This window comes from Pseudomonas sp. TE12234, assembly GCF_054061835.1.
In genome coordinates this window covers 208,755-232,201 of record NZ_JBSSEP010000010.1, presented here as the reverse complement: position 1 = coordinate 232,201, position 23,447 = coordinate 208,755, and the positions used below count along the sequence as shown (strand labels likewise).

Below are 23,447 nucleotides of genomic sequence, written 5' to 3'. Positions count from 1 at the left end.
ACGGCATCAGCGTACAGTTGATATCGATGTGAGGCTGCGCCTTGGCGGCGCGCTCGGCCTGGGCGGCCAGATCAAGCCAGGCCAGTTGCTCTGCGCTCATAGGGAGAATTCCTTGTCGGTGACCTGCCGCCGCGTCAGTTCGGCGTTCAGGTTATCCAGCCGTTGCCTGGGCGATAGGCTGGGCTCGGTCAACATGTTTCGGTAAAAAGCGTGAGTCGGAGCATCGGGAAAGTCGGTGCCCAGCACAGCCTGGAAGCGAGCCCAGATTAGGACCTCATCGATGGCGCTGTAACCGTGACGGCCGGCACGCTGCTGGCAGTGCAACGCCCACGCTTGCAATGCCCCGGCGTCCAGCCCTTGCAGGTGTTCGGGAAAGTAGTGCTGACCGTGTTCAATCACCTGTTGAACGACGTGCTGACGCTGGACGCCGCCCAAGTGCTCCAGCTGATGCCCGGACAGCAACAGCCAGGGCTCTTGCCCGTAGCGTGCAGCGGGTTGATCGGGATTTTCCTGGCGGATCTCCAGGTCCGGGAGGCGGATCAGTCGTACAGGTCCCATCAAGCGATCACGCTCGCATGCGGGCAACGAGGTTAGCCACAAGGCCGCGATCCGGGGGTCGTGGTATCGGAACAGGACCGTGACATCCCCTTCGACACGAACGTGAATCAGGCTGCGCAAATGTCCAAGCACAACCTCTTCTTGCGCCTCTGATTCCAGCCAGATCCCGCAGGTCGCGCTCCACTCCTGAAAAAATCGCTGGGCCAGCGGGCTGTCGGGAGACACAGGCACCAGGACCGGCCCGACTTCCTCCAACGGGCCATAAGCGGTGTTGCGGTAGAGTGAGCGGAACGTCGTGCTCTCCAGCTCAAACAGACGCTCGGGCAGACGTTCAATACGGGTTCGATCCAGCAGCAGATAAGCCTGACTCATGTCGGTTTCTCCGCCAGCTTTTGACACACGGCGCAAATCGGTGCGGCCATCTGCGCCGCCTGAGCCAATGCCCGTTTTTGCGCGGCCAATGATAGCGCCAGCTGTTGTGGCGCTACGGGGAGTAATGAGCCAGCCGCCTGCGGTGCTATCCCGGGTACCGGCACACCGCCTTCCACAAGGGCTACGCTGCTGAAAATCCCGGCGGAGTTGATGATCAGGTGATGGCCGCCGGCCGCGAGCGTCAGGCTGGCCCCCGCATCAATTACCACGTTGTTGGCGGTGACACGGGCCTGCGACCCGCCCTGAATCACCCAGGCGCCTTCTGCGGTCGTGCTGCTGTTGCCGGTGATGTTGATCCGCTCATCGCCGCCGACCACCGTATTGCGCGTACCTTGGGTGGTGTGTGACTCGTCGCCCTTGATCAGGCAGGTGCTGTGATTATCCACCTGTTCAATACGGTTGCGGCCAATCCGGGCGTTGCTGTCATTGAGAACCAATTGCTCGAAGTCACGCTGCGCCCGCAGGTAGATTTTTTCCTGCCCGGCGCGGTCTTCAAGCAACAGCTCGTTGTACCCACCGGTTTGCGGGGAGCTGTAGCTGCGCAATACGGTTTTGGTTTTGTGCTGGGGCAGTGGGTAGGGCGCCGAATTGACCTTGTTCATCACGCAACCGGTAATGAGCGGATGATCGGGATTGCCCTCCAGAAAGGTGACGACGACTTCCATGCCGATACGCGGAATGGTCACGGAACCGAAATTTTCCCCGGCCCAGTTACTGGATACCCGCACCCAGCAACTGCTTCTTTCACTGTTGAGTTCAGCCCGGTCCCAATGGAATTCGACTTTGACCCGACCATATTCGTCGCAATAGATCTCCTCGCCGACAGGCCCGGTCACGCGGGCAGTCTGACTGACCAATGGAGTTTTTCGCGTACGCATCGGCGGTCGGTAAAACACATCCCATGGAATGACGCTGAAGCTGTTGCAATAGCCCTGGGTAAAGCCGTCCTCGGGCTGGACGTCGCTGGTGATCGCCTCTTCCATTGACTGCGGCTGCTTTCCAACGTGTGTCACGCTGAGCAACAGCCACAGACCGTTGCAGCGTTCACGGGGATGCTCGGTCAGGGTAAAAAAGTGACCACTGCGCAGCGTCGGTTGATCGCTCTTGCCCTCGAACAACCGGTAATCGACACGGTGCCGCTCCAGGGCCTGGCGAGCCAGTTGGTCGCCATGCTTCTCGTTTTTTATCAGTACGGGGTAGCGATAGTCCTCGAGTCTGGGGCTGAACTCGGCAGTGACACGGTTTTCCAGCAACACACTCGGGCGCTGGAAGTCATAGTGCCGGCGCGTGGTGGTGCTGGTACGGCTGCGATAGCTCATGGAAAACCGGTTGACCACAGGCTGGTCCGCCACCATGCCGGAGTCTTGTAGATAAGGCGTATCGGCCAGTGTCGGGAACCAGGTCTGATCGTCGGTGAACACCAGAAAATGACCGTCCGGCGAATGCTGGAAATGCCACGCGATACCGTCCTCGGCGCACAGACGCTGGAGGAACTCGAAATTATTTTCCCCGTATTGAGTGCAGTATTCGCGCTCCGGGCTGGTGCTGACATGGAAGGTATACGCATCGGCCTGAATGCCGTGTCCCTTGAGCACCTGAGCGATGATTTGCGGCACCGTCAGCTTCTGGAAAATCCGTTGGTCGTAGCTGAACTGCAGATAGTGCAGCGCCGGGACGAGGCACAGGTGGTAATGGGTCAGGCGTCTGCCGGTTTCACCGACGACCACCTCTTCGATGTGGCCATGAAGACCTTCGCCATTGAGACCGAACTGGAGGAATGCGGGTTGACCGAGCAGACTCTCCAGATCGACATTCGGGTTTTCGCTGACCAGTTCAATCCGGATGGCATACAGATCGCTAATGGCCTCGACACCATCAAAGGCGAGTACTTTGAAATCGTTGCGAAATGCGGGAGTGTGCAGCGCAAAATGCGCCGTATTGGCCGACCTGGACATACGCTTATCCCTTATAAAGCGCGATGTGCAAACCGTCCCTGGTTGTGCACGCGAAAATTGGCGGGCACGTTAGCAATGGGGCAAAACGATTAATGTAGGAAGGGTCTTGGAATACGGTCAGACCGTTCCGCTTTGCTAAAGCTGGGCGATTAGCAAGAGAAGGAATGATCCGGACTGCTCAAGAAATGGCATGACAAGCCCGGAGCAAAACCCCGGGCCTGCTCATATTTACGCCGTCTTACGGAACACAAACACCAAACCGACAATGATCAGCAACATGCCGAGCATGCTCAGCGGTGCCAGGCGGTTGCCGAAAAACAGATAGTCCATCACCGCCGTCACCGCTGGCACCAGGTAAAACAGACTGGTGACATTCACCAGGTTGCCCCGGGCGATCAAGCGGTAGAGCAGCAACGTTGCCAATACCGAGACCACCAGGCCCATCCACAGCACTGGCACGATGAACCCGCTGCTGTGCTCGAAGTGGAACGGCTGGAACGGCACAAAGACCCCGCAGAGCAGTAATCCGGCGAGGTACTGCACCGGCAGCGTGCCGAGGGGATTGTCGGTGATGCGCTTTTGCATGATCGAGCCGAAGGTCATGCTCACCAGCGCCAGCAACCCGAAGAGCATGCCGGCCAGCGACATGCCCGCCAGGCCGATGCCCTGGTAGACCACCATGATCAACCCGGCGAGACCAAGCGACAGGCCGAACATCCGGCTGGCCGAGCGCTGACGCTCCATGATCACCACGGTGAGAATGGGTTGCACGCCCATGATGGTCGCCATCACTCCCGGGGTGACTTTCAGGTCGAGGGCCAGCAGATAGAAAATCTGATAAGCCCCCAGCAACACCACCCCGGTGGCCATGGCATACAGCATCGGCTTGCCGCCCTTGGGCAACTTCAGCTGGAGCAAGGGCACCAGCAGGATCAAGCCGCCCAAGGCAATGACAAAGCGCATGAACAGAAAGGCAAAGGGCGATGCGTGAGCCAGCCCCCATTTGGAGAAGATCGCCCCGCTGCTCCACAGCAGGACGAACAGACTCGTGGAAGCCGCCGCGAGCGCGGACTTTTTCGAGAGGACAAACATGAATACCACCTGTAGTCAGGCAAAAAGCCAATTCAGCCGTAGCTGAAATTCAGTTGTTTTTTCAGGCAGGCAGAGGGGAGCAGCAGAAAACGCTGATCAGCCCGAAATGCCAACACCTGGCGGCGAGACCACCGCGCACACTGGCGTGCGACTGACAGGAGGGGGGTAATGACTGATCTGCCCCGGCTGCTGAATCCCGCACGGCACGACGCCAGCGTTGACCGCTGAATCGACTACCGCGTTGATGAGGGATGCAGGCATGGGCTGATCTTTTCTTGAGGGGTGAACAAGTGAGTGTTGAAACTCACGGTGCGCCGACTATAACCAGCGCGAGACATCAATTGCAATAAGTTGCGTTGAAGGTAAAGCGTCGAGGTTGTCGTCCGAACCTCTTGGATTTTTCCACTTGGTATTGGTGAAACGAGCGATCCCTGCAGGAGCCGATTTGCCGGCTCCTGCAGGTTCATTCAACCAAACAGCCAATAACCCAACAATGTCAGCACCACCACCGCCAACACCGGGCGCAGCACTCGGTAGGCCTTGGGATTGCGGCGCTTCCACTGCTTGACCGCACCGCTGAATTTGTCACTGAAGTTCTTGCTCCAGGCGTAGGCCTTGTTGATCCCGCCGACGCGCTCGTCGTCAAGGTTCTGCGGCGCGGTTGCCCGCCCCAGCAGGCCGCTGATCGAACGGTTGATACGGGTCATCAGACGGTTGCTCAGCGGTCGCTCGATGTCGCAGAACAGAATGACGCGAGTCTTCTCGGTTTCGTTCTTGACCCAGTGCACGTAGGTTTCATCGAACATCACGTCTTCACCGTCGCGCCAGGCGTACACCTGACCGTCAACGAAAATGCGGCAATCGTCGGAGTTCGGCGTGGACAGGCCGAGGTGATAACGCAGGGAACCGGCGAACGGGTCGCGATGCGGATTGAGGTGACTGCCGCCCGGCAACAGCGCAAACATCGCGCCCTTGACGTTGGGAATGCGGCTGACCAGCTCAACGGTTTTCGGACACAGGAGTTCGGCCGACGGCAACGGCTTGTCGTACCACTTGAGGTAGAAACGCTTCCAGCCTTTTTTGAAGAACGAACCGAAACCGGCGTCGTTGTTCTTCTCGGCGGCGCGAATGTAGCCCTCGTCGAACAGGTGCATCGCTTCGTCGCGAATGACTTCCCAGTTGTCCTTGAGCACATCCAGTTCAGGGAACTTGCTGCGATCCAGGTAAGGTTTCGACGGTACGCCGGAGAACAGGTACATCAGGGCGTTGTAGGGTGCGAACAGCGCCGAATGATTGACGAACTGACGCAACACCGGCAACCGTGCCTTGCCACGCAAATGCACATAGAGGGTGCTACCCAGAAACAGCAGCAACAATGACGCTTTCGCGGCAAAGGAAAAGGTCATCAACAACTCCTTGGAAATAGACACTCTTGCACAACGCCCTTCACCCGGCGCGGCAGTCGGCATGATAAACATTACCGACCTCGGTAAACACCCGCGGGATTCGACATTCAGTGTTTAGGATTGCGCAATAAATGCCTTATTTAGCACAAGCCACTTGAACATTCGCTGACCTGAATCAGCCTCCCGCGATGTTCGGAAGCGCGTCCCTGCGGCACAACCATCCGGCGCCAGGCGGTTACTGCTGATTTTCCTGCTCGGTGAACAGATCGCTGAACAGCATGCTCGACAGGTAACGCTCACCGGAATCCGGCAGGATCACCACAATGGTCTTGCCCTGCATTTCCGGGGTTTCGGCCAACCGGACGGCCACCGCCATCGCGGCTCCGCAGGAAATCCCGCACAAAATCCCTTCTTCCTGCATCAAGCGCAGGGCCATGGCCTTGGATTCCTCGTCACTGACCAACTCCACCCGGTCGACCATTGACAGGTCCAGGTTCTTCGGCACAAAACCGGCACCAATGCCCTGGATCTTGTGCGGGCTCGGCTTGATCTCTTCACCGGCCAGCGCCTGGCTGATCACCGGCGACACCACCGGCTCCACCGCGACCGAGATGATCGGTTTGCCCTGGGTATTCTTGATATACCGCGAAACGCCAGTGATGGTTCCACCGGTTCCGACGCCTGCCACCAACACATCGACAGCACCGTCGGTATCGTTCCAGATTTCCGGGCCGGTGGTTTTTTCATGGATGGCCGGGTTGGCCGGGTTTTCGAACTGCGCCGGCATGAAATATTTCGACGGATCGCTAGCCACTATTTCGCCAGCTTTCTCGATGGCGCCTTTCATGCCCTTGGCGGGCTCGGTCAGCACCAGTTCGGCACCCAGCGCCTTGAGCACCTTGCGACGCTCGATACTCATGGACGCCGGCATGGTCAGCATCAATTTATAACCACGGGCCGCGGCAACGAAGGCCAGGCCAATGCCGGTGTTACCGGAGGTCGGTTCGACGATGGTCATGCCAGGCTTGAGTTTGCCGGTGCTTTCGGCGTCCCAGATCATGTTCGCGCCAATGCGGCACTTGACCGAATAACCGGGGTTGCGCCCTTCGATCTTGGCCAGGATGGTCACACCGCGCGGGGCGATACGGTTGATCTGTACCAGCGGCGTATTGCCGATGGAATGGGCGTTGTCAGCGAAAATGCGGCTCATGACTGGGTCCTTACTACAGCATTTGATAAGCGCACAAAGGTATGCCTGTTGGTCGTGGGCGTCCAGTCAGGCGAACGTCCGCGGGCCACCGCAGTCAATCGCTATAGATCGCCAGAGAATTGCCATCATGAAACGTCGATACAGCTGGCCCTTGTGGACCTTCGCAGGCCTTGTCGTGCTGCTGGTTGCCCTGCACATCGCCCTGCCCTACCTGGTGCGCGATTACCTCAATGACAAGTTGGCGGACATGGGCGATTACCGCGGTCAGATCGCTGACGTCGACCTGGCCTTATGGCGGGGCGCCTACAAAATCAACGGTCTGAAAATCGTCAAAGTCGACGGCAAGGTGCCAGTGCCGTTCGTCAATGCACCGTTGATCGACCTCTCGGTCAGTTGGCATTCGCTCTGGTACGACCATGCGGTGGTCGCACGGGTGCAGTTCATCAACCCTGAGGTGAACTTCGTCGATGGCGGAGCCAACAAGCAGAACTCCCAAACGGGTCGAGGCACCGACTGGCGCGCCCAACTGGGCAAACTGCTGCCGATCACATTGAACGAAGTGCGAATTGACGATGGCAAGATCAGCTTCCGCAACTTCAATTCCAAGCCACCGGTGAACATGGATGCCACCAAGGTCAATGCCAGCATCTACAACCTGACCAACGTGGTGGATACCAAAGGCAAACGCGACGCCCGCTTCGAAGGAAAAGCCCTGTTGCTGGGGCAAGCGCCACTGGAGACCAGCGCAACCTTCGACCCCTTGAGCAATTTCGAAAACTTCGAATTTCGCCTGCGGGCCAAGGACATCGAACTCAGACGCATGAACGACTTCGCTTCGGCCTACGGCAAGTTCGATTTCAACGCCGGCCATGGCGATGTGGTCATCGAAGCGCAGGCCAAAAACGCCAAATTGACGGGCTATATCAAACCGCTGCTCAGGGATGTCGACGTGTTCAACTGGCAGCAGGACGTCGAAAACAAGGACAAAGGGATTTTCCGCTCTATTTGGGAGGCCATTGTCGGTGGTTCCGAGACCGTGCTGAAAAACCAGGGCAAGAACCAGTTTGCCACCCGGGTTGAACTCAGTGGCAACGTACATCAGCAAGATGTCAGCGCTTTTCAGGCTTTTTTGCAGATTTTACGTAATGGATTCATTCAGGCATTCAACGCCCGCTATGAAAGACCCAAGCCGGACGCCGGTTGATATCCGGAAATCGATGGTGAATAGAGACGCCTGGCTTACACCGCGACCAGGTCACGATGTGACGCTCCATTCAGAGACTGAATAAGCCGTCTGCGTTCACAGTTGACCGGGCACCGCGTTATAGTCGGGGCTGACCATTTATTGCGCCCCGCCCTGCCTCGTTCAGGTCGGCGTTACCGTTCGAGGATTAGCAGATGAAGTTCGAAGGCACCCAGGCCTACGTCGCCACCGATGACCTGAAGCTGGCGGTCAATGCCGCCATCACCCTGGAGCGGCCATTGCTGGTCAAGGGCGAACCGGGCACCGGCAAGACCATGCTCGCCGAGCAACTGGCCGAATCCTTTGGCGCCAAGCTGATTACCTGGCACATCAAGTCCACCACCAAGGCTCATCAGGGCCTCTACGAGTACGACGCGGTCAGCCGCCTGCGTGACTCGCAACTGGGCGTGGACAAGGTCCACGACGTGCGCAACTACCTGAAAAAGGGCAAGCTCTGGGAAGCCTTCGAATCCGAAGAGCGGGTGATCCTGCTGATCGACGAAATCGACAAGGCCGACATCGAGTTCCCTAACGACCTGCTGCAAGAACTCGACAAGATGGAATTCTACGTTTACGAGATCGACGAGACGATCAAGGCCAAGAAACGCCCGATCATCATCATTACCTCCAACAACGAAAAAGAACTGCCGGACGCCTTCCTGCGCCGCTGCTTCTTCCACTACATCGCCTTCCCTGACCGCGTCACGCTGCAGAAAATCGTTGATGTGCACTACCCGGACATCAAGAAAGACCTGGTCAGCGAAGCCCTCGACGTGTTCTTCGATGTGCGCAAGGTGCCAGGCCTGAAGAAGAAGCCATCGACCTCCGAACTGGTGGATTGGCTGAAACTGCTGATGGCCGACAACATCGGTGAAGCCGTGCTGCGCGAACGCGATCCGACCAAGGCCATCCCGCCGCTGGCCGGTGCCTTGGTGAAAAACGAACAGGACGTGCAACTGCTTGAGCGCCTGGCGTTCATGAGCCGTCGCGGCAGTCGTTGATCATCTGGGGCAAATGCCATGCTGCTCAATCTGTTCAATGAAATGCGCGCAGCCAAGGTCCCGGTCTCGGTGCGCGAACTGCTGGACCTGATCAACGCGCTGAAACAGCGCGTGACCTTCGCCGACATGGACGAGTTCTATTACTTGTCCCGGGCGATTCTGGTGAAAGACGAAAAGCATTTCGACAAGTTCGACCGGGCCTTCGGGGCGTACTTCAACGGCCTGGAAAAACTCGACGACCATTTGCAGGCCCTGATCCCCGAAGACTGGCTGCGCAAGGAATTCGAACGTTCCCTGACCGATGAAGAGCGGGCGGCGATTCAGTCCCTCGGCGGTCTGGACAAGCTGATCGAAGAGTTCAAGAAGCGCCTGGAAGAACAGAAGGAACGCCATGCCGGCGGTAACAAGTGGATCGGCACCGGCGGCACCAGCCCGTTCGGCTCCGGCGGTTTCAACCCGGAAGGCATTCGGGTCGGCGATGCCGGCAAGCGCCAGGGCAAGGCGGTCAAGGTCTGGGATCAACGCGAATACAAGAACCTCGACGATTCGGTGGAACTGGGCACGCGCAATATCAAGGTCGCCCTGCGCCGCCTGCGCAAGTTCGCCCGTCAGGGTGCAGCGGAAGAACTGGACATCGATGGCACCATCGATCACACCGCCAAGGACGCCGGCCTGCTGAACATCCAGATGCGTCCAGAGCGGCGCAATACAGTGAAGTTGTTGCTGCTGTTCGACATCGGCGGTTCGATGGACGCCCATGTGAAAGTCTGCGAGGAGCTGTTCTCGGCCTGCAAGACCGAGTTCAAGCATCTGGAGTACTACTACTTCCACAACTTCATTTATGAATCGGTGTGGAAGAACAACATGCGCCGCACTTCCGAGCGCACTTCGACCCAGGACCTGCTGCACAAGTACGGCGCCGACTACAAAGTGATCTTCATCGGTGACGCTGCCATGGCGCCCTACGAAATCACCCAGCCCGGCGGCAGCGTCGAGCACTGGAACGAAGAAGCCGGCTACGTGTGGATGCAGCGGTTCAAGGAGAAGTTCAAGAAGCTCATCTGGATCAACCCGTATCCGAAAGACACTTGGGGCTACACCTCCTCGACCAACATTGTGCGGGACTTGATCGAGGACCAGATGTATCCGCTGACCCTTCGCGGGTTGGAGGAAGGGATGCGGTTTCTGTCCAAGTAATCCCGTTGTTCTGCAGGAGCTGGCTTGCCAGCTCCTGCAAGGGTCAACTGAACCGGCTCAAATACTCGACCTGCTCGCGATGCGCCACGTCCTGCACCACCGGCCGCAACCGCACCTTCGCCCCCGGCAGACACTGCGCCAGCCGCGCCAGTGCCAATGGCGTCAACGCCCCCAATCGTGGATAGCCGCCAATGGTCTGCCGATCATTGAGCAGCACGATCGGCTGCCCGTCCGGTGGCACCTGGACGGCGCCCAGCGGGATGCCTTCGGAAATCATCGGCTTGCCCTGGTACTGCAGCGGCGTGCCCAACAGGCGAATGCCCATCCGGTCGGCGCGACTGTCGAGGTGCCATGGGTTGTTGAACGCATCGAACAGGCTCTGGCCACTGAACTCGCCGATTTGCGCCCCCAGCACCAGGTCGAGCGGCGCCTCCAGCTGCAGATCCGGACGCTGCTCCGCCGACAATTCCCGCAGCAGCATCACCGAGTTGCCCGAATAGCTCAGCGACTGCCCCTTGCCCAACGGCCGGCCCATGCCATCCAGGCCACCGAGCGCTTCGCGCACCACCGTCGCGCTGCTACCCAACACCTTCGGCGCATCAAACCCGCCCGGCGCGGCCAGATAGGCCCGGGCACCGAGCAACGGCTGGGTGAATTGCAGCCGTTGACCTTTGTGCAGCCTGAAGCTGCGCCACGGCGCCAGCGCCTCACCGTCCAGCTGCGCGCCAAGATCGGCACCCGCCAGCGCCAGCACGCAATCATCCTCGGCCACCACTGTGAACCCGCCGAGGGTGATTTCGATCACCGGTGCATCCAGCCTGTTGCCCAGCAGCCAATTGGCCCAGGACAGCGAACGCCAATCCAGCCCGCCGCCCTGGGTCACGCCCAGGTGCCGCACGCCAAAGCGCCCGGCATCCTGCAACAGGCACAACGGCGTACTGGCTTCAATCGTCAGACGGCTCATGCCTGGCCCTCCAGTGGCGTGTCATCACCGCCCAGGTTGATGAACTCGGCGTGCCCCACCGCTTCGAAACGCACGGTGTCGCCCGGCTGCATCAGGCTGTAGCCGTCGCGGTGGCGGTCGAACAGCTTGGCCGGCGTGCGACCGATCAGGTTCCAGCCCCCTGGCGACACCACCGGATAGGCCGCCGTTTGCCGTTCAGCGATGCCAACACTGCCAGCGGCGACCTTGTTGCGTGGTGTGTTCAGACGTGGCGCGGCCAGCACCTCCTCCACCAGTCCCATGAAGGCGAAACCCGGCGCGAAACCCAGAGCGAACACCTGATATTCACGCTCGCTGTGCCGACGGATCACCTCTGCCACCGTCAACCCGCTGCGCTGTGCCAACAGGCTCAGCTCCGGGCCGACGCTCAAGTCGTACCAGACGGGCAGGACATGACAGGCGCCGTGGGTTCGCGCGTTGGGCGACAGATCGATCAAGGCCTCGGCAATCAACTCCCGTGCCTGGGCCGGACTCATCGCGGCAAGGTCGTAATGCACCATCAACGTGGTGTACGACGGTACCAGATCGATCAGATGTTCACCGAAAGCGCGGCGCAGACCTTCGCTGGCAGCGAGCATCCACGGCATGTTGGCTTCGGCGATTTCATCGAACAGACGCACCATCAAGCAATCCAGCGCGACCACTTCCACCCGCAGTTTCATGACGCGCTCTGCTGATTCAAGGCCTCGCGAATGCGCTGCACGGCGGCCACCGAACTGGCGTTGTCGCCGTGCACGCACAGAGTATTGGCCTGCAAATGCAAGGCGCTGCCGTCACTGGCGGTGAGGTGGTCGCCGCGGGCAATGATCAACGCCTGTTCGATGATTTTCTCCGGATCGTGGTGCACGGCGCCCGGCAGTTGCCGTGATACCAACATGCCGGCGCTGTCGTAAGCGCGATCGGCAAAGGCTTCGAACCACAGGGTCACGCCGTATTCATCGCCCATCCGCTGCGCAGCGCTGTTGTCGCGGGTGGCCATCAACATCAACGGCAAGCTGCGGTCATAAGCGGCCACGGCCTGCAACACCGCACGCAATTGCGCCGGGTTGGCCATCATGTCGTTGTACATCGCGCCGTGGGGTTTGACGTAACTGACCCGACCACCCTGCGCCCGGCAAATGCCGTCGAGGGCGCCGATCTGGTAATGCAGGATGTCCTGGAGTTCCTGAGCAGCGTAGGCCATGGAGCGGCGGCCGAAGCCCACCAGGTCCTGATAGGCGGGATGGGCGCCGATCCGTACGCCATGGCTGAGGGCCAGGCTGACGGTCTTGCGCATGATGCTCGGGTCGCCGGCATGGAAGCCGCAGGCGATGTTGGCGCAATCGATAAAGGGCATGACCTCGGCGTCCAGACCCATGGTCCAGTTGCCGAAACTCTCGCCGATGTCGCAGTTCAATAGCAGGCGGCTCACGGTGAACACTCCTGTAGGCATTATTCTTTTTAGCTGCGGGACATATCTGTAAGGCAGGCCCGCAGATTATCAGTTACCGGGCGTCGAGTTGCTTGCCACGGGTTTCCGGCAAACTCAGGGCCGCGAGGATCACCACGCCGTAGGAAACCGCCGCGAAGGCGCCGATTCCCACACTCAGCGGCACTTTCTGGCTGAGCAAACCGATCAGCAGCGGAAACAATGCCGCCAGCGCCCGGCCGATGTTGTAGCAAAAGCCCTGGCCTGAACCGCGAATCCGCGTCGGGAACAATTCGGTCAGGAAAGCGCCCATACCGCTGAAGATGCCTGAGGCGAAGAAACCCAGCGGGAAGCCAAGCCAGAGCATCACACCGTTGCTGACCGGCAGTTGGGTGTAGAGCAACACAATGGTGAAGGAGCCGACCGCGAACAGGATGAAATTCTTTTTGCGGCCGAGGATGTCGGTCAAGTAGGCACTGATGACGTACCCCACGTAGGACCCGACGATCACCATCGCCAGATAACCGCTCGTATTGAGTACGCTCAAACCGCGTTCGTTCTTTAGAAAGGTCGGCAACCAGGACGTGATCGCGTAGTAGCCACCCAACGCGCCGGTGGTCAGCAGCGAAGCGCGAATCGTGGTGAAGAGCATGCCGGGGGCGAAGATCTCGTAGAACTTCGACGGATTGCTCGGCTCCTGCCTGGCTTTGGCTTCGCGGTAGATTTCCGGGTCCTTGACCAGACGACGGACGAAGATCACGAAAATCGCCGGCACGATGCCAAGAATGAACAGCGCACGCCAGGCATCTTCGGCAGGCAACACCGAGAACAGCAGCGCATAGAGGATTGCCGTCAGCCCCCAACCCAGCGCCCAGCCGGATTGCACCATGCCGACGGCCTTGCCGCGATCCTGGGCGCGGATGACCTCACCCATCAGGACCGCGCCAGCCGTCCACTCACCACCGAAACCGAAGCCCATCAGGGTACGAGCAATCAACAGCTGTTCGTAGTTCTGGGCAAAACCGCAGAGGAAGGTAAAGAAGGCAAACCACAACACCGTCAATTGCAAGGTACGCACGCGGCCGATGCGGTCGGAGAGAATGCCGGCCACCCATCCACCGATGGCCGAAGCGATCAAGGTGCTGGTGTGAATCAGCCCGGCCTGCCCGGTGGTGATGCCCCACATGGCAATCAGGGTCGGCACCACGAAGCTGAGCATCTGGGTGTCCATGCCGTCCAGGCCATAGCCGATCTTGCAGCTCCAGAAGGTGCGACGTTCTTGCTGATTGATGTTGCGATACCAATCGAAAGGTCCCGGACGCGCCGTGGCTTTCGCGATGAAGGGGGTGTCTGGCGCACTCATGGCAAATCTCCGCGCTGATTTTATTGGTATTGTTCTGAGCCCCGACGACGCCTATCGTGGGAACCGGATGCGTCGATTTTTGGGCTGCTTGCCCTGTGGCGTCCAACTAATAAAAACCCGCCCTAGACATAAGAAATCTTTATCCCCCCGAGCCAATCCCATGAACCTGAAGTTTCTCGAGACCTTCGTCTGGGTCGCCCGACTCAAGAGCTTTCGCCTGACCGCCGACAAACTCTTCACCACCCAGGCGTCAATCTCCAGCCGCATCGCCGTGCTCGAAGGCGAGCTTGGGGTAAAGCTGTTTCTGCGAGATTCCCGTGGCGTGAGCCTGACGCCGGAAGGCTTGAAGGTGCTCGATTATGCCGAGCAGATGATGGACACCATGCAGGCGCTGCGGCAGTCGATCGAGAACCGTTCGAGCAAGGCCGGACGCGTGCGCATCGGTGTGATGGACACGGTCATCCACACCTGGCTCAGCCCGTTGGTGGCCCAAATGACCGATCACTATCCCCTGGTGGAGATCGAGCTGGTGGCCGATACCTCGCTGAACCTCTGCGATCAGCTGCAAACAGGCTTTCTCGATGTGATCCTGCAAACCGACCTGTTGCGCCAGGAAAGCGTCCGCAGCCTGGAACTGGCCAGCCATCCCATGGGCTGGATCGTCGCCAGTAATTCCCTCTATAACCGTGAGTATTCAGGCGTCGCCGATCTGGCGAATGAACGGATCATCACCTACTCGAAAAACTCTCATCCGCACCAGGAAGTGCTCGCGCTGATGCAGGCCAATGGCGTCATGGCGCCACGGCTCAACTGCGTTAACTCGGTATCGGCGATTACCCGATTGTTGCGCGATGGTTTCGGGATTGGTGCATTGCCGCCAGTGCTGGTGGCCGAGGAACTGGCGCGTGGGGAATTGACCTTGCTGGCCATCGACCAGCGCCCGCCGAACCTGCAGGTGGTGGTGTCGTGGCGGGTCGGGGTGGAGTGGGTCGAAGAGATTGTGGCGTTGTGTCAGCAGGTGCTGGAGGGGTATGCGCGCAGGGTGGGAGAAAGCTACATCGTATTGGCGGTCTAACAAATCTTGTGGCGAGGTCGCTGGCTTCCCCGCCACAAGGGCCGTGTTTACAACCCGCGCAAATCCCGTTCCTCGATCGGCCGACTCTGGCGCAGGCGCTTGCCGCCCAGCACCACCCAGTCAATCAGTCGGAACAGGCATTCCAGGCCGAACGACAGCAACATCGCGCCGCTCATGCCCCAGATCATCGCTTCCGGCGTCAACAGGATCTGGTAGCCGTAGCCATTCCAGGTTTCCTTGCGAATATCCGGATCGGCGGCCAGTACCACTTGCAGGAACCGGATGTACCAGGGGCCCTGCATCGCCTGGAACTGCTTGTCCAGCGCCAGCTGACGGGTCAGCAGGTTGCTCAGGCTGTCGGCGTCGCTGCGGAAAATCGGGTCTTCGCTGGCACGATAATGGGCCACCAGGGCCTGCATATCGCCCTTGAAGAACTGATTGGCCGTGCCCTGAAAGCCGCTCAGGCTGGCCTGCGCTTCAATCAGATGGGCCTCCACCCGCTTGGCGTAATCATTGATGAACCCCGGCACCTGGACACCGATCAACAGGCCCGCCGCGAACAACACCAGCCGTAGATAACTGAGCAACATGGGGAAGAATCCTTATTCGGTCCTGCCCTGGCTGACGCATTCGCCGCGTCGCCACAGGCTCCATTGGCCCGGTTCGTAGCGGGTCCAGGTTTCGTTTTCGGTCAAGGGTTCGGTGGCGATCACCGTCACCACGTCGTTGGGGGTGGTTTCGGCCTGGAAGTCGACGATGACGTCGACGTCCTTCAGGCGCGCCGGGCCGAACGGGGCACGACGGGTGATCTGCGCCAATTTGGTCGAGCAATAGCAGAACAGCCAATCGCCGTCGCTGAGCAGGCAGTTGAACACGCCTTTGCTGCGGTATTCGGCACACGCGGCCACCAGGTCGGGCAGCAGTTCCTCGACCTCGACCGGCTCGGGGAACGCCGCCCGAACACGGTTGAGCAAATCGCAGAACGCCGCTTCGCTGTCGGTATCGCCCACCGGACGGTAGAAACTGGCGCCCGGTTGAAAGTCCGCCAGCTGGCCGTTATGGGCAAAACACCAGTTACGGCCCCACAGCTCGCGCACGAAAGGATGGGTATTGGAGAGGCAGACCTTGCCGACGTTGGCCTGGCGGATGTGCCCGATCACCACCTCGCTCTTGATCGGATAGCGCTGAACCAGATTCGCGACTTCCGATTCGCAACTCGCCGCCGGGTCCTGGAACAAGCGCAAGCCCCGGCCTTCATAGAAGGCGATGCCCCAGCCGTCGCGATGCGGACCGGTACGGCCGCCACGCTGCATCAGCCCGGTAAAGCTGAACACGATATCGGTAGGCACATTGGCGCTCATGCCCAATAACTCACACATGCTCGGACTCTCGCTTCAGGCCAGGGGCGACGTTACAGACGGGGCTCGACCCGCATCCGCTGGGGATTGCTCGGCACAGGGGGACGCCCATAGCGATCGTCGCCGGCGCCGCCGAAGGCGCGTTCTTCTTCCGGCTCCTCGGCAAGCGCCGCGGCTTTGGCGGCTTCGGCCTTTTCCTTGCGTGCATTGGAGGCACGCTCGATCGGGAAGCGGATCGCCACGAACACCAGGTAAATGCCGAACGCGATCATGCCGTACATGAACAGATCGGAGATCGCCCGCCACGCGTTGTTGCCGACCTTGAACAACAGATCAAGGGCCGTAATGGCGATGGCCGGGGCGACCTTTTCCTTTACAGGGTCGATGATGGTCGGGGAAAACAGCAGCACCGCCACCAGCAGCCGCAGCGGCTCACGCAGCCAACGCCACATCCAGCGGGTAATGCGCATCCACACCAACAGGCAGCCCAAAGCGGCAAAGGCGTAGAGGCCCCAAGCGATCAGATAGTCGTTCTCGGTCATGGTGTCCATGGCAAGGCAGGCAAAGAGGCGCTTATGATAACGGCTTTTCGTCCGTCAGGCTGCATCAATGGCAGCCGCTCGGGAGACAGTACCTGTGTGCGAGCTTGCTCGCGATGAGGCCAGCACATTCAGCATCCATACTGACTGTCAGAACGCTATCGTCGGAACGCCGCCCGGAGCAAACTCGCCTCCACAGGTTCAAAACCCCATTCCGTATACAGTTCGAGAGCCCTCCATGCCGCTATCCGCCACCCTTTACGACGCTCCGGTTGCTCACAAGGCCGAAGGTTCCGACCCGTATGCCTGGCTGCAAGAGCGCGATACCGATGCAGTGCTCGACTACCTCAAGGCTGAAAACAGCTATCAAGAGGCGCAAACCGCCGATCAGGCCGGGCTGCGTGAAACCCTGTTCGAAGAGATCAAGGGCCGGATTCTCGAGACCGACCTGTCCCTGCCCTCCCCGTGGGGACCTTACCTGTATTACACGCGCACCACGGCGGGTGACGAGTACGCCCGCCACTATCGCTGCCCGCGCCCGGCCGATGACAGCCTGCAACTCGATGAAAGCCGGGAACAACTGCTGCTTGACCCGAACCTGTTGGCCAATGGCGGCTTTTTCTCCCTGGGTGCGTTCAGCATCAGCCCGGACCACCAGCGCCTGGCCTACAGCATCGATTCGACAGGCGATGAGATTTACACGCTGTTCGTGAAGGAATTATCCGACGGACGCGTCAGCGAACTGGAGTTCCAGAACTGCGACGGCAGCATGACCTGGGCCAACGACAGCCTGACCCTGTTTTTCGGCGAGCTGGACGACACCCATCGTCCGCACAAGCTGTACCGCTATCGCCTCGACGGCACGGCGGCCGAAGAAGTGTTTCATGAGCCGGACGGCCGGTTCTTCATGCATTGCTACCGCTCGAGTTCCGAGCAGCAATTGCTGCTGTCCCTGGGCAGCAAGACCACCAGCGAAGTCTGGGTACTGGACGCCAACCAGCCGCAACAAGCCTTCAGCTGCATCGCGCCACGGGTCGAGGATCACGAGTACGATGTCGACCACGGCGCGCGCAACGGCCAATGGACCTGGTTCATCCGCAGCAACCGCGACGGCATCAACTTCGCGTTGTATACGGCGATTGACCGTAGTGTGGCGCCGAACGAAGCCGATTGGCAGATACTGATTCCCCATAGCGACACCGTGATGATCGACGGCATGAGCCTGAATGCCGGGGCCATGACGCTCAGCCTGCGTGAAGGCGGCTTGCCGATCATCGAAGTTCACCCGCAAGACCTGCCGAGCTACCGGGTGCAATTGCCGGACGCGGCCTACAGCCTGCATGTGCAAAACAGCCTGGAGTTCGTCAGCGAGCGGATTCGGCTGCGCTACGAAGCGTTGAACCGTCCGGCGCAAATCCGCCAGTTGGAACTGAACACAGGCGATCAAAAAGTCCTCAAGCAAACCCCGGTGCTCGGCCCGTTCGACGCCGACGCCTATGTCAGCCAACGCCTGTGGGCCACCGCGCCGGACGGTACGCAGGTGCCGATCAGCCTGGTGGTCAAACGCGAAGCGCTCGGCAAACCGGTGCCGCTGTATTTGTACGGTTACGGCGCTTATGGCGAAAGTCTCGACCCGTGGTTCTCCCACGCACGCCTGAGCCTGCTCGATCGCGGCATGGCGTTTGCCATCGCTCACGTGCGCGGCGGTGGCGAACTGGGTGAAGCCTGGTATCGCGCCGGCAAGCAGGAACACAAACACAACACGTTCAGCGACTTCATCGCCTGCGCCGAACATTTGATCGCCAATGGCTTCACCAGCGCTGCGCAACTGGCGATCAGCGGTGGCAGCGCCGGTGGCCTGCTGATCGGTGCGGTGCTCAACCAGCGACCGGAATTGTTCGGCGCGGCGATTGCCGAAGTGCCGTTCGTCGACGTGCTCAACACCATGCTCGACCCGGACCTGCCACTGACCGTCACTGAATACGATGAATGGGGCAATCCTGAGGAACCGGACGTCTATGATCGGATCAAGGCCTACGCCCCGTACGAAAACGTCTCTGCGCAAGCCTATCCGGCGACCCTGGTGATCGCCGGCTACAACGACAGCCGTGTGCAGTACTGGGAAGCGGCCAAGTGGGTGGCCAGGTTGCGCGCGACCAAAACCGACACCAACCCCCTGCTGCTCAAGACCGAACTGGGCGCCGGGCATGGCGGGATGAGTGGTCGATATCAGGGATTGCGTGACGCAGCGCTCGAATACGCATTTTTGTTCAAGGTTCTGGGGATTGCCTGAGGAACCTGGCCCGACGAACCGGTCTTAAGACCAGCACATCGTGCCCGATACAACGATAGATCCCTGTGGGAGCTTGCTCGCTGCCACAGGAGATTGGGGAAATCCGAACCTGGACACAACAAAAAAGACCGCACGACATGTCAGAACCGACCTTGCTCAACAACGAAATCCGCGACTGGCTGATGGATTGCGGCCTGTTCAACCAACTGCTGCCAGCGGACTTCGCCGCGGCCTCGGGCTACTTCAGCATCAGCACCATTGCCCAGGGCGAAGAAATTTTCCATGAAGGCGACGCCGGCAGCTTCATGTGCATCATCCATACCGGACAAGTGGCGGTACAGAAAACCACCAGCGACGGGCAACTGTTGACCATCGCCACCCTGCGCAGCGGCCGCTCCTTCGGCGAAATGGCCGTGCTCGATGGCGAACGTCGCTCGGCCAGCTGCGTGGCCGCGAGCAACTGCCAGTTGCTCAACCTGGGCAAGGACTCTCTGGAAAAGATGCTCAACGACGCGCCGAAAATCGCCGCCAAGATCATCCGCGCCCTCGCCGTCTCGCTCTCCAAACGCTTGCGCATGGCCGACGGGCAACTGCTTCTACAGCAGGTCTAACCTCCGGGCGATTTGGCTTTCGGCGGGTTGGGCTCAATCCCCGGCACCGGCTGATCCTTGGTCGGCGGGCTGGGCATCTCGATCGGCACCAAAGGCGGACCACTGCTGCCAGGGCCGACTTTCGGCACGGGCGCGGGGCTGATTTGCGGATAGGGCGTGGGCGTCGCGGTCCCCGGCGAGCCGGGCTGCGGCGCGGGCGTGACGGGAGTGGTTTGCTGCTGTTGGGCCTGCACTGCAGTAATCGAGAGCGCGGCCAGGGCAATGACCGTTAGAATGGTGCGCTTCATCAATGGCTCCGTTGGCCTTGTTGTCCTGTGCAGGCTACTCCCAACTGCGCCCGTTTGCCCTCCCCGTCTTGCCAATTCTTCTCAAGAGAGCCCCATGAAACGTTTCGTTCTGCTCGACACCGCGCCAATCCCTGAAAATGGCGGAGCCCTGTGCCTGTTCGAGTACGGCGAGGATTTCGTCATCAAGATCCAGGGGGGTGACGGCGGGCAACTCATGAACACGCGCATGCACGGCTCCGAGGATGCGCTGGCCGAAATTCCCTGCCGCAAGGTCGCCGGACGCCCGAATTCACGGGTGCTGATCGGTGGCCTGGGCATGGGTTTTACCCTGGCCTCGGCGCTCAAGCATCTGGGCAAGACCGCTGAAGTGGTGGTCGCGGAACTGGTGCCCGGCGTGGTCGAGTGGAATCGCGGGCCGTTGGGCGAAAAGTCCGGTAACCCGCTGCTCGACCCGCGCACGGTCATCCGCATGGAAGACGTGGCCAAAGTGCTGCAAGCCGAACCCCAGGGTTTCGATGCGATCATGCTCGATGTCGATAATGGTCCCGAAGGCCTGACCCAGAAAGCCAACAGCTGGCTGTACTCCGCCGGCGGCCTGAGTGCCTGCGCCAAGGCTCTGCGGCCCAAAGGCGTGCTGGCGGTCTGGTCGGCCAGCGCGGATCGGCAGTTTTCCGACAAACTGAAAAAAGCCGGGTTCAAGGCCGAGGAAGTGCAAGTCTTCGCCCATGGCAACAAGGGCACCCGGCACACCATCTGGATTGCCGAAAAGCTCAAGGGCTGAGCTAAACTGGCTGCATAACCGTCATTAGTCTTTTACAAAGGTGAACCCATGAGTTCGTCCACACCGACCAATACCTCGAAGCTGGATCGCATCCTCGCCGACAACCAGCGCGATAAGGAAATGGGTTACCGCGACAAGGCCCTGAAGATGTACCCGCACGTCTGCGGCCGCTGCGCCCGTGAATTCTCCGGCAAGCGCTTGAGCGAACTGACCGTGCACCACCGCGACCATAACCACGACAACAACCCTCAGGACGGTTCGAACTGGGAATTGTTGTGCCTGTATTGCCACGACAACGAACACTCGCGCTATACCGACCAACAGTATTTCGACGAAGGCTCGCTGAGCACGCCGAAAATCGCCAAGGCCACGCATAACCCGTTTGCCGCTCTGGCGGGCCTGATGAAAAAAGAAGATTGAAAATCACCGGCCGGAGCGAGATCGCTCGCTCCGGCCGGGATCGTGTCAACAACCCGGCAAAACCTGCCAACTGCCGGCGACAATCTGCCGCTACCGGCAAAAACATCCCGCCCTTCTCTCAGGCTGTAACGTGTCCAAACCGTTACAAACCGCCCTCTCCATGGCCATCATCCGCTGATGGCACTGTTCTTGCGATGTATCAGCCTCAATACATTGAGCGCTGCTCATGTCGCCTCTGAACCGCGTCATACATGGACAGACCCGTTTTATGAACGTCACCTCAACCTTCAATAGCACTGCCATCCTGGCCTACAACAACACGACCGAGGCGAAGGCCGGATCCATCGCCCGTGACAGCGAGCAGGCGGCCGGTAAAAGCAAAAACGACGATTCGCTCAGCCTCTCTAAAACAGCCGCCGACTACAGCGGTTCGATTGCCGGCAACGCGCCGTTTTTTCCGGTGCGCCCAGGCATGAATGCGGATGCCCTCGTACTGGGTGTCACCCAGCCGGGCGCGGTTTCCAGCTCAACCGGTAAAACCTTTGACGAAGTGGCCACCGATGCTCGCAAACGGATGGATCAGAAATACGCTCAGATGAAGACCGGCGACAAGCCCTACACCGGCAGCGCCGAAGACCGCAATGCGCTGATGGGCGATCTGGATCGACGCTCGCTCAACGCCGTCGCGAGGAACCAGGGCGGACAGTTTTCGAAGGACGAGCAGGACGCAGCGAAAGCGTTGATGCAGCAACAGGCTCGACTGGCGTCGGGCTACTTCAGCGGCCCGGACGATCAAAAGAAATACTGGAAAGACCCCTTCGCCAATGACCCGGTCGGTCGGGCCAAGGCAGCGCTGAACTTCCTCGATAAGATGAGCCCCGAAGAGAAGAACACGCCGCAGTGGCTGTCCCAACACCTAACGTTGGCCAACGCATTGAATCAGTACGCCAATGGCAACAAGGACTCCGCAGATACGGGGAAACAAGCCGGTCACTTCCATAATCTTGCGGAAATCCTGGCAGGCGTCGATACCGACCCGGGAGCCAGCAAAAACCCGCAGTACGAACAGATCAACAATGCCGGGAATGCCATGATGGACAGGATCAAGGCGCTCATGCCGGCAACGCAGTGAGCCTGTCGCCGAATCAGCGGCCTGCCGCCAAACCCCGTATAATCGCGCTTTTTTCCTGAAAGGCGCTTCGCTCGTGGCAGACAAACGGTACAGCTGCATTGGTTTGTATAACCCTAAATCACCGGAGAACGTCGGTTCGGTGATGCGCGCCGCTGGCTGTTATGGCGTGGCGTCGGTGTTCTACACCGGCAAGCGCTATGAGCGCGCCGCCGACTTCGTCACCGATACCAAGCGCGTTCACTACGACATCCCGCTGATCGGCATCGACGACCTGAAAAAAATCCTGCCCCTCAATTGTGTTCCCGTCGCCGTGGAATTGGTGGAAGGCGCTCGTCCGCTGCCCGAATACACGCACCCGGACCGTGCGCTGTACATCTTCGGTCCGGAAGACGGCTCGCTGGATAAAGAGATTCGCGACTGGTGCGAAGACGTGGTCTATATCCCGACCACCGGTTGCATGAACCTGGCCGCCACGGTCAACGTTGTGCTCTACGACCGCATGGCCAAGGGGCTCAACACCCGTTCAGGGCCCAAATTCCGCTGAATCGTCGTACATCCGATGGAACGAGCTACCCGCCCCGGCAGTCAGCTTAACTATCCATTCCCGATCCTGCCTGGAGACAGATCATGAGCGAACTCAAACGCGTTGAGCGTATCGAATCCACCCCGTTCCAGACCAACACCGAGCAGAATGTGCAGGGCTGGGAGCGCATCGGTTCCCTGGCCGGTGGTGTGGTGATGGTGGGCAAGGGCCTGCGTCGTGGCGGCATCTTCGGTTTGATTCAAGTGGCGATCGGCGGTGTTGCCCTGGCTCGCGGCATCACCGGCCATAGCTCGGCGAAAAGCCTGCTGGAAAAAAGCCGTCAGGACATGGATAACGTACGGGCAAAAATCCAGCGGGCTGGCGAGGACTTGAGCCGGCTGAAGGCGAATGCCGAAGCGGCGACCAAAACGGCGACCGTGACCGGGAATGACTCCTTGAAGTCGCCGAAAACCGGGGTTTGATCCGAGACAGGCGGTGAGGCTTATGGCCGCTTCGCTGGCAAGCCAGCTCCAACAGTTGATCGGTTTCGCTCACAAGGG

General features: G+C 59.9%; 25 protein-coding genes. 11 read left to right on the top strand and 14 right to left on the bottom strand.

The window, feature by feature from the left end; genetic code table 11:
• Nucleotides 1–96 precede the first annotated feature (96 nt).
• The 6 genes from ACVWYU_RS17760 to cysK all read right to left on the bottom strand — a co-directional run bounded on the left by ACVWYU_RS17760 (nucleotide 97) and on the right by cysK (nucleotide 6,653).
• On the bottom strand, nucleotides 97–930 hold the full coding sequence (locus tag ACVWYU_RS17760) for a DUF4123 domain-containing protein (RefSeq protein ID WP_457373282.1): 834 nt from the start codon (nucleotides 928–930) through the stop codon (nucleotides 97–99).
• Nucleotides 927–2,945 carry a type VI secretion system tip protein TssI/VgrG gene (gene tssI / locus ACVWYU_RS17755; protein ID WP_457373281.1) on the bottom strand — a complete coding sequence of 673 codons (2,019 nt, stop codon included), beginning with the start codon at nucleotides 2,943–2,945 and terminating at the stop codon, nucleotides 927–929. The genes ACVWYU_RS17760 and tssI overlap by 4 nt, the downstream gene beginning before the upstream one ends.
• 228 nt (nucleotides 2,946–3,173) lie before the next feature.
• Nucleotides 3,174–4,037, bottom strand: coding sequence for a DMT family transporter (locus ACVWYU_RS17750; protein ID WP_457373280.1), 864 nt, complete (start codon nucleotides 4,035–4,037; stop codon nucleotides 3,174–3,176).
• A gap of 96 nt (nucleotides 4,038–4,133) precedes the next feature.
• Nucleotides 4,134–4,298, bottom strand: coding sequence for a hypothetical protein (locus ACVWYU_RS17745; RefSeq protein ID WP_247254721.1), 165 nt, complete (start codon nucleotides 4,296–4,298; stop codon nucleotides 4,134–4,136).
• Nucleotides 4,299–4,504: 206 nt separating this feature from the next.
• The gene (locus tag ACVWYU_RS17740) at nucleotides 4,505–5,443 is read right to left on the bottom strand and encodes an aspartyl/asparaginyl beta-hydroxylase domain-containing protein (protein WP_457373279.1); all 939 of its coding nucleotides are present in this window, start codon (nucleotides 5,441–5,443) and stop codon (nucleotides 4,505–4,507) included.
• Between the two features lie 235 nt (nucleotides 5,444–5,678).
• Nucleotides 5,679–6,653, bottom strand: a complete 975-nt coding sequence (gene cysK, locus ACVWYU_RS17735) for a cysteine synthase A (protein ID WP_090317558.1) — start codon at nucleotides 6,651–6,653, stop codon at nucleotides 5,679–5,681.
• A gap of 127 nt (nucleotides 6,654–6,780) precedes the next feature.
• Here cysK and ACVWYU_RS17730 point away from each other — a divergent pair, with 127 nt between their 5' ends.
• The 3 genes from ACVWYU_RS17730 to ACVWYU_RS17720 all read left to right on the top strand — a co-directional run bounded on the left by ACVWYU_RS17730 (nucleotide 6,781) and on the right by ACVWYU_RS17720 (nucleotide 10,094).
• Nucleotides 6,781–7,857: a DUF748 domain-containing protein gene (locus ACVWYU_RS17730; RefSeq protein ID WP_457373278.1), complete on the top strand. Its 1,077-nt coding sequence runs from the start codon at nucleotides 6,781–6,783 to the stop codon at nucleotides 7,855–7,857.
• Nucleotides 7,858–8,051: 194 nt separating this feature from the next.
• Entirely contained in the window at nucleotides 8,052–8,897 is an 846-nt protein-coding gene (locus ACVWYU_RS17725; protein WP_090317552.1) for an AAA family ATPase, read from the top strand.
• 18 nt (nucleotides 8,898–8,915) lie between these two features.
• Complete coding sequence (locus ACVWYU_RS17720; RefSeq protein WP_247254723.1) at nucleotides 8,916–10,094, top strand: vWA domain-containing protein; 1,179 nt, start codon at nucleotides 8,916–8,918, stop codon at nucleotides 10,092–10,094.
• 43 nt (nucleotides 10,095–10,137) lie between these two features.
• On the opposite strand, the gene ACVWYU_RS17715 is transcribed toward ACVWYU_RS17720, so the two are convergent.
• The 4 genes from ACVWYU_RS17715 to ACVWYU_RS17700 form a co-directional block, all read right to left on the bottom strand.
• Complete coding sequence (locus ACVWYU_RS17715) at nucleotides 10,138–11,058, bottom strand: 5-oxoprolinase subunit C family protein (protein WP_457373277.1); 921 nt, start codon at nucleotides 11,056–11,058, stop codon at nucleotides 10,138–10,140.
• Entirely contained in the window at nucleotides 11,055–11,759 is a 705-nt protein-coding gene (locus tag ACVWYU_RS17710) for a 5-oxoprolinase subunit B family protein (RefSeq protein WP_457373276.1), read from the bottom strand. Before ACVWYU_RS17710 ends, ACVWYU_RS17715 begins: the two co-directional genes overlap by 4 nt.
• Nucleotides 11,756–12,508: a 5-oxoprolinase subunit PxpA gene (locus ACVWYU_RS17705; protein WP_457373275.1), complete on the bottom strand. Its 753-nt coding sequence runs from the start codon at nucleotides 12,506–12,508 to the stop codon at nucleotides 11,756–11,758. The genes ACVWYU_RS17710 and ACVWYU_RS17705 overlap by 4 nt, the downstream gene beginning before the upstream one ends.
• A 73-nt stretch (nucleotides 12,509–12,581) precedes the next feature.
• Nucleotides 12,582–13,868: an MFS transporter gene (locus ACVWYU_RS17700; RefSeq protein WP_090317536.1), complete on the bottom strand. Its 1,287-nt coding sequence runs from the start codon at nucleotides 13,866–13,868 to the stop codon at nucleotides 12,582–12,584.
• Between the two features lie 160 nt (nucleotides 13,869–14,028).
• On the opposite strand from ACVWYU_RS17700, the gene ACVWYU_RS17695 reads away from it, so the two are divergent.
• Entirely contained in the window at nucleotides 14,029–14,943 is a 915-nt protein-coding gene (locus tag ACVWYU_RS17695) for a LysR family transcriptional regulator (protein ID WP_090317533.1), read from the top strand.
• 47 nt (nucleotides 14,944–14,990) lie between these two features.
• Here ACVWYU_RS17695 and ACVWYU_RS17690 read toward each other — a convergent pair whose 3' ends face one another.
• The 3 genes from ACVWYU_RS17690 to ACVWYU_RS17680 are packed head-to-tail and all read right to left on the bottom strand — an operon-like array spanning nucleotide 14,991 to nucleotide 16,852.
• Complete coding sequence (locus tag ACVWYU_RS17690) at nucleotides 14,991–15,533, bottom strand: DUF2937 family protein (protein ID WP_090317530.1); 543 nt, start codon at nucleotides 15,531–15,533, stop codon at nucleotides 14,991–14,993.
• 12 nt (nucleotides 15,534–15,545) lie between these two features.
• Nucleotides 15,546–16,322, bottom strand: coding sequence for a class II glutamine amidotransferase (locus ACVWYU_RS17685; protein ID WP_090317527.1), 777 nt, complete (start codon nucleotides 16,320–16,322; stop codon nucleotides 15,546–15,548).
• 32 nt (nucleotides 16,323–16,354) lie between these two features.
• Nucleotides 16,355–16,852 (bottom strand): MFS transporter, encoded by a 498-nt coding sequence (locus tag ACVWYU_RS17680; RefSeq protein WP_090317524.1) that lies wholly within the window; start codon nucleotides 16,850–16,852, stop codon nucleotides 16,355–16,357.
• Nucleotides 16,853–17,078: 226 nt separating this feature from the next.
• Here ACVWYU_RS17680 and ACVWYU_RS17675 point away from each other — a divergent pair, with 226 nt between their 5' ends.
• Both ACVWYU_RS17675 and ACVWYU_RS17670 read left to right on the top strand, forming a co-directional pair.
• On the top strand, nucleotides 17,079–19,133 hold the full coding sequence (locus ACVWYU_RS17675; RefSeq protein ID WP_457373274.1) for a S9 family peptidase: 2,055 nt from the start codon (nucleotides 17,079–17,081) through the stop codon (nucleotides 19,131–19,133).
• A gap of 137 nt (nucleotides 19,134–19,270) precedes the next feature.
• Entirely contained in the window at nucleotides 19,271–19,744 is a 474-nt protein-coding gene (locus tag ACVWYU_RS17670; RefSeq protein ID WP_247254729.1) for a cyclic nucleotide-binding domain-containing protein, read from the top strand.
• On the opposite strand, the gene ACVWYU_RS17665 is transcribed toward ACVWYU_RS17670, so the two are convergent.
• The gene (locus ACVWYU_RS17665) at nucleotides 19,741–20,031 is read right to left on the bottom strand and encodes a hypothetical protein (RefSeq protein ID WP_090317516.1); all 291 of its coding nucleotides are present in this window, start codon (nucleotides 20,029–20,031) and stop codon (nucleotides 19,741–19,743) included. The genes ACVWYU_RS17670 and ACVWYU_RS17665 overlap by 4 nt on opposite strands.
• A gap of 94 nt (nucleotides 20,032–20,125) precedes the next feature.
• On the opposite strand from ACVWYU_RS17665, the gene ACVWYU_RS17660 reads away from it, so the two are divergent.
• The 5 genes from ACVWYU_RS17660 (at nucleotide 20,126) to ACVWYU_RS17640 (ending at nucleotide 23,369) form a co-directional block, all read left to right on the top strand.
• Nucleotides 20,126–20,812, top strand: coding sequence for a spermidine synthase (locus ACVWYU_RS17660; protein ID WP_090317513.1), 687 nt, complete (start codon nucleotides 20,126–20,128; stop codon nucleotides 20,810–20,812).
• A gap of 48 nt (nucleotides 20,813–20,860) precedes the next feature.
• Nucleotides 20,861–21,232: a YajD family HNH nuclease gene (locus ACVWYU_RS17655; protein WP_007898702.1), complete on the top strand. Its 372-nt coding sequence runs from the start codon at nucleotides 20,861–20,863 to the stop codon at nucleotides 21,230–21,232.
• 226 nt (nucleotides 21,233–21,458) lie between these two features.
• Nucleotides 21,459–22,364 carry a hypothetical protein gene (locus ACVWYU_RS17650; protein ID WP_457373273.1) on the top strand — a complete coding sequence of 302 codons (906 nt, stop codon included), beginning with the start codon at nucleotides 21,459–21,461 and terminating at the stop codon, nucleotides 22,362–22,364.
• 73 nt (nucleotides 22,365–22,437) lie between these two features.
• Nucleotides 22,438–22,908, top strand: coding sequence for an RNA methyltransferase (locus ACVWYU_RS17645; protein ID WP_007911337.1), 471 nt, complete (start codon nucleotides 22,438–22,440; stop codon nucleotides 22,906–22,908).
• A gap of 83 nt (nucleotides 22,909–22,991) precedes the next feature.
• Nucleotides 22,992–23,369: a YgaP family membrane protein gene (locus tag ACVWYU_RS17640; protein ID WP_090317507.1), complete on the top strand. Its 378-nt coding sequence runs from the start codon at nucleotides 22,992–22,994 to the stop codon at nucleotides 23,367–23,369.
• Nucleotides 23,370–23,447 lie beyond the last annotated feature (78 nt).

What these genes read in the sequence shown, in the direction of transcription:
- ACVWYU_RS17725 (WP_090317552.1), top strand. Translation starts at nt 8,052, where the DNA reads ATGAAGTTCGAAGGCACCCAGGCCTACGTCGCCACCGATGACCTGAAG.
- ACVWYU_RS17760 (WP_457373282.1), bottom strand. Translation starts at nt 930, where the DNA reads ATGAGTCAGGCTTATCTGCTGCTGGATCGAACCCGTATTGAACGTCTG.
- ACVWYU_RS17690 (WP_090317530.1), bottom strand. Translation starts at nt 15,533, where the DNA reads ATGTTGCTCAGTTATCTACGGCTGGTGTTGTTCGCGGCGGGCCTGTTG.
- ACVWYU_RS17650 (WP_457373273.1), top strand. Translation starts at nt 21,459, where the DNA reads ATGTCGCCTCTGAACCGCGTCATACATGGACAGACCCGTTTTATGAAC.
- ACVWYU_RS17660 (WP_090317513.1), top strand. Translation starts at nt 20,126, where the DNA reads ATGAAACGTTTCGTTCTGCTCGACACCGCGCCAATCCCTGAAAATGGC.
- ACVWYU_RS17700 (WP_090317536.1), bottom strand. Translation starts at nt 13,868, where the DNA reads ATGAGTGCGCCAGACACCCCCTTCATCGCGAAAGCCACGGCGCGTCCG.
- ACVWYU_RS17670 (WP_247254729.1), top strand. Translation starts at nt 19,271, where the DNA reads ATGTCAGAACCGACCTTGCTCAACAACGAAATCCGCGACTGGCTGATG.
- ACVWYU_RS17745 (WP_247254721.1), bottom strand. Translation starts at nt 4,298, where the DNA reads ATGCCTGCATCCCTCATCAACGCGGTAGTCGATTCAGCGGTCAACGCT.
- ACVWYU_RS17740 (WP_457373279.1), bottom strand. Translation starts at nt 5,443, where the DNA reads ATGACCTTTTCCTTTGCCGCGAAAGCGTCATTGTTGCTGCTGTTTCTG.
- ACVWYU_RS17680 (WP_090317524.1), bottom strand. Translation starts at nt 16,852, where the DNA reads ATGGACACCATGACCGAGAACGACTATCTGATCGCTTGGGGCCTCTAC.
- ACVWYU_RS17695 (WP_090317533.1), top strand. Translation starts at nt 14,029, where the DNA reads ATGAACCTGAAGTTTCTCGAGACCTTCGTCTGGGTCGCCCGACTCAAG.
- ACVWYU_RS17655 (WP_007898702.1), top strand. Translation starts at nt 20,861, where the DNA reads ATGAGTTCGTCCACACCGACCAATACCTCGAAGCTGGATCGCATCCTC.
- ACVWYU_RS17750 (WP_457373280.1), bottom strand. Translation starts at nt 4,037, where the DNA reads ATGTTTGTCCTCTCGAAAAAGTCCGCGCTCGCGGCGGCTTCCACGAGT.
- ACVWYU_RS17715 (WP_457373277.1), bottom strand. Translation starts at nt 11,058, where the DNA reads ATGAGCCGTCTGACGATTGAAGCCAGTACGCCGTTGTGCCTGTTGCAG.
- tssI (WP_457373281.1), bottom strand. Translation starts at nt 2,945, where the DNA reads ATGTCCAGGTCGGCCAATACGGCGCATTTTGCGCTGCACACTCCCGCA.
- ACVWYU_RS17730 (WP_457373278.1), top strand. Translation starts at nt 6,781, where the DNA reads ATGAAACGTCGATACAGCTGGCCCTTGTGGACCTTCGCAGGCCTTGTC.
- ACVWYU_RS17720 (WP_247254723.1), top strand. Translation starts at nt 8,916, where the DNA reads ATGCTGCTCAATCTGTTCAATGAAATGCGCGCAGCCAAGGTCCCGGTC.
- cysK (WP_090317558.1), bottom strand. Translation starts at nt 6,653, where the DNA reads ATGAGCCGCATTTTCGCTGACAACGCCCATTCCATCGGCAATACGCCG.
- ACVWYU_RS17665 (WP_090317516.1), bottom strand. Translation starts at nt 20,031, where the DNA reads ATGAAGCGCACCATTCTAACGGTCATTGCCCTGGCCGCGCTCTCGATT.
- ACVWYU_RS17640 (WP_090317507.1), top strand. Translation starts at nt 22,992, where the DNA reads ATGAGCGAACTCAAACGCGTTGAGCGTATCGAATCCACCCCGTTCCAG.
- ACVWYU_RS17675 (WP_457373274.1), top strand. Translation starts at nt 17,079, where the DNA reads ATGCCGCTATCCGCCACCCTTTACGACGCTCCGGTTGCTCACAAGGCC.
- ACVWYU_RS17685 (WP_090317527.1), bottom strand. Translation starts at nt 16,322, where the DNA reads ATGTGTGAGTTATTGGGCATGAGCGCCAATGTGCCTACCGATATCGTG.
- ACVWYU_RS17710 (WP_457373276.1), bottom strand. Translation starts at nt 11,759, where the DNA reads ATGAAACTGCGGGTGGAAGTGGTCGCGCTGGATTGCTTGATGGTGCGT.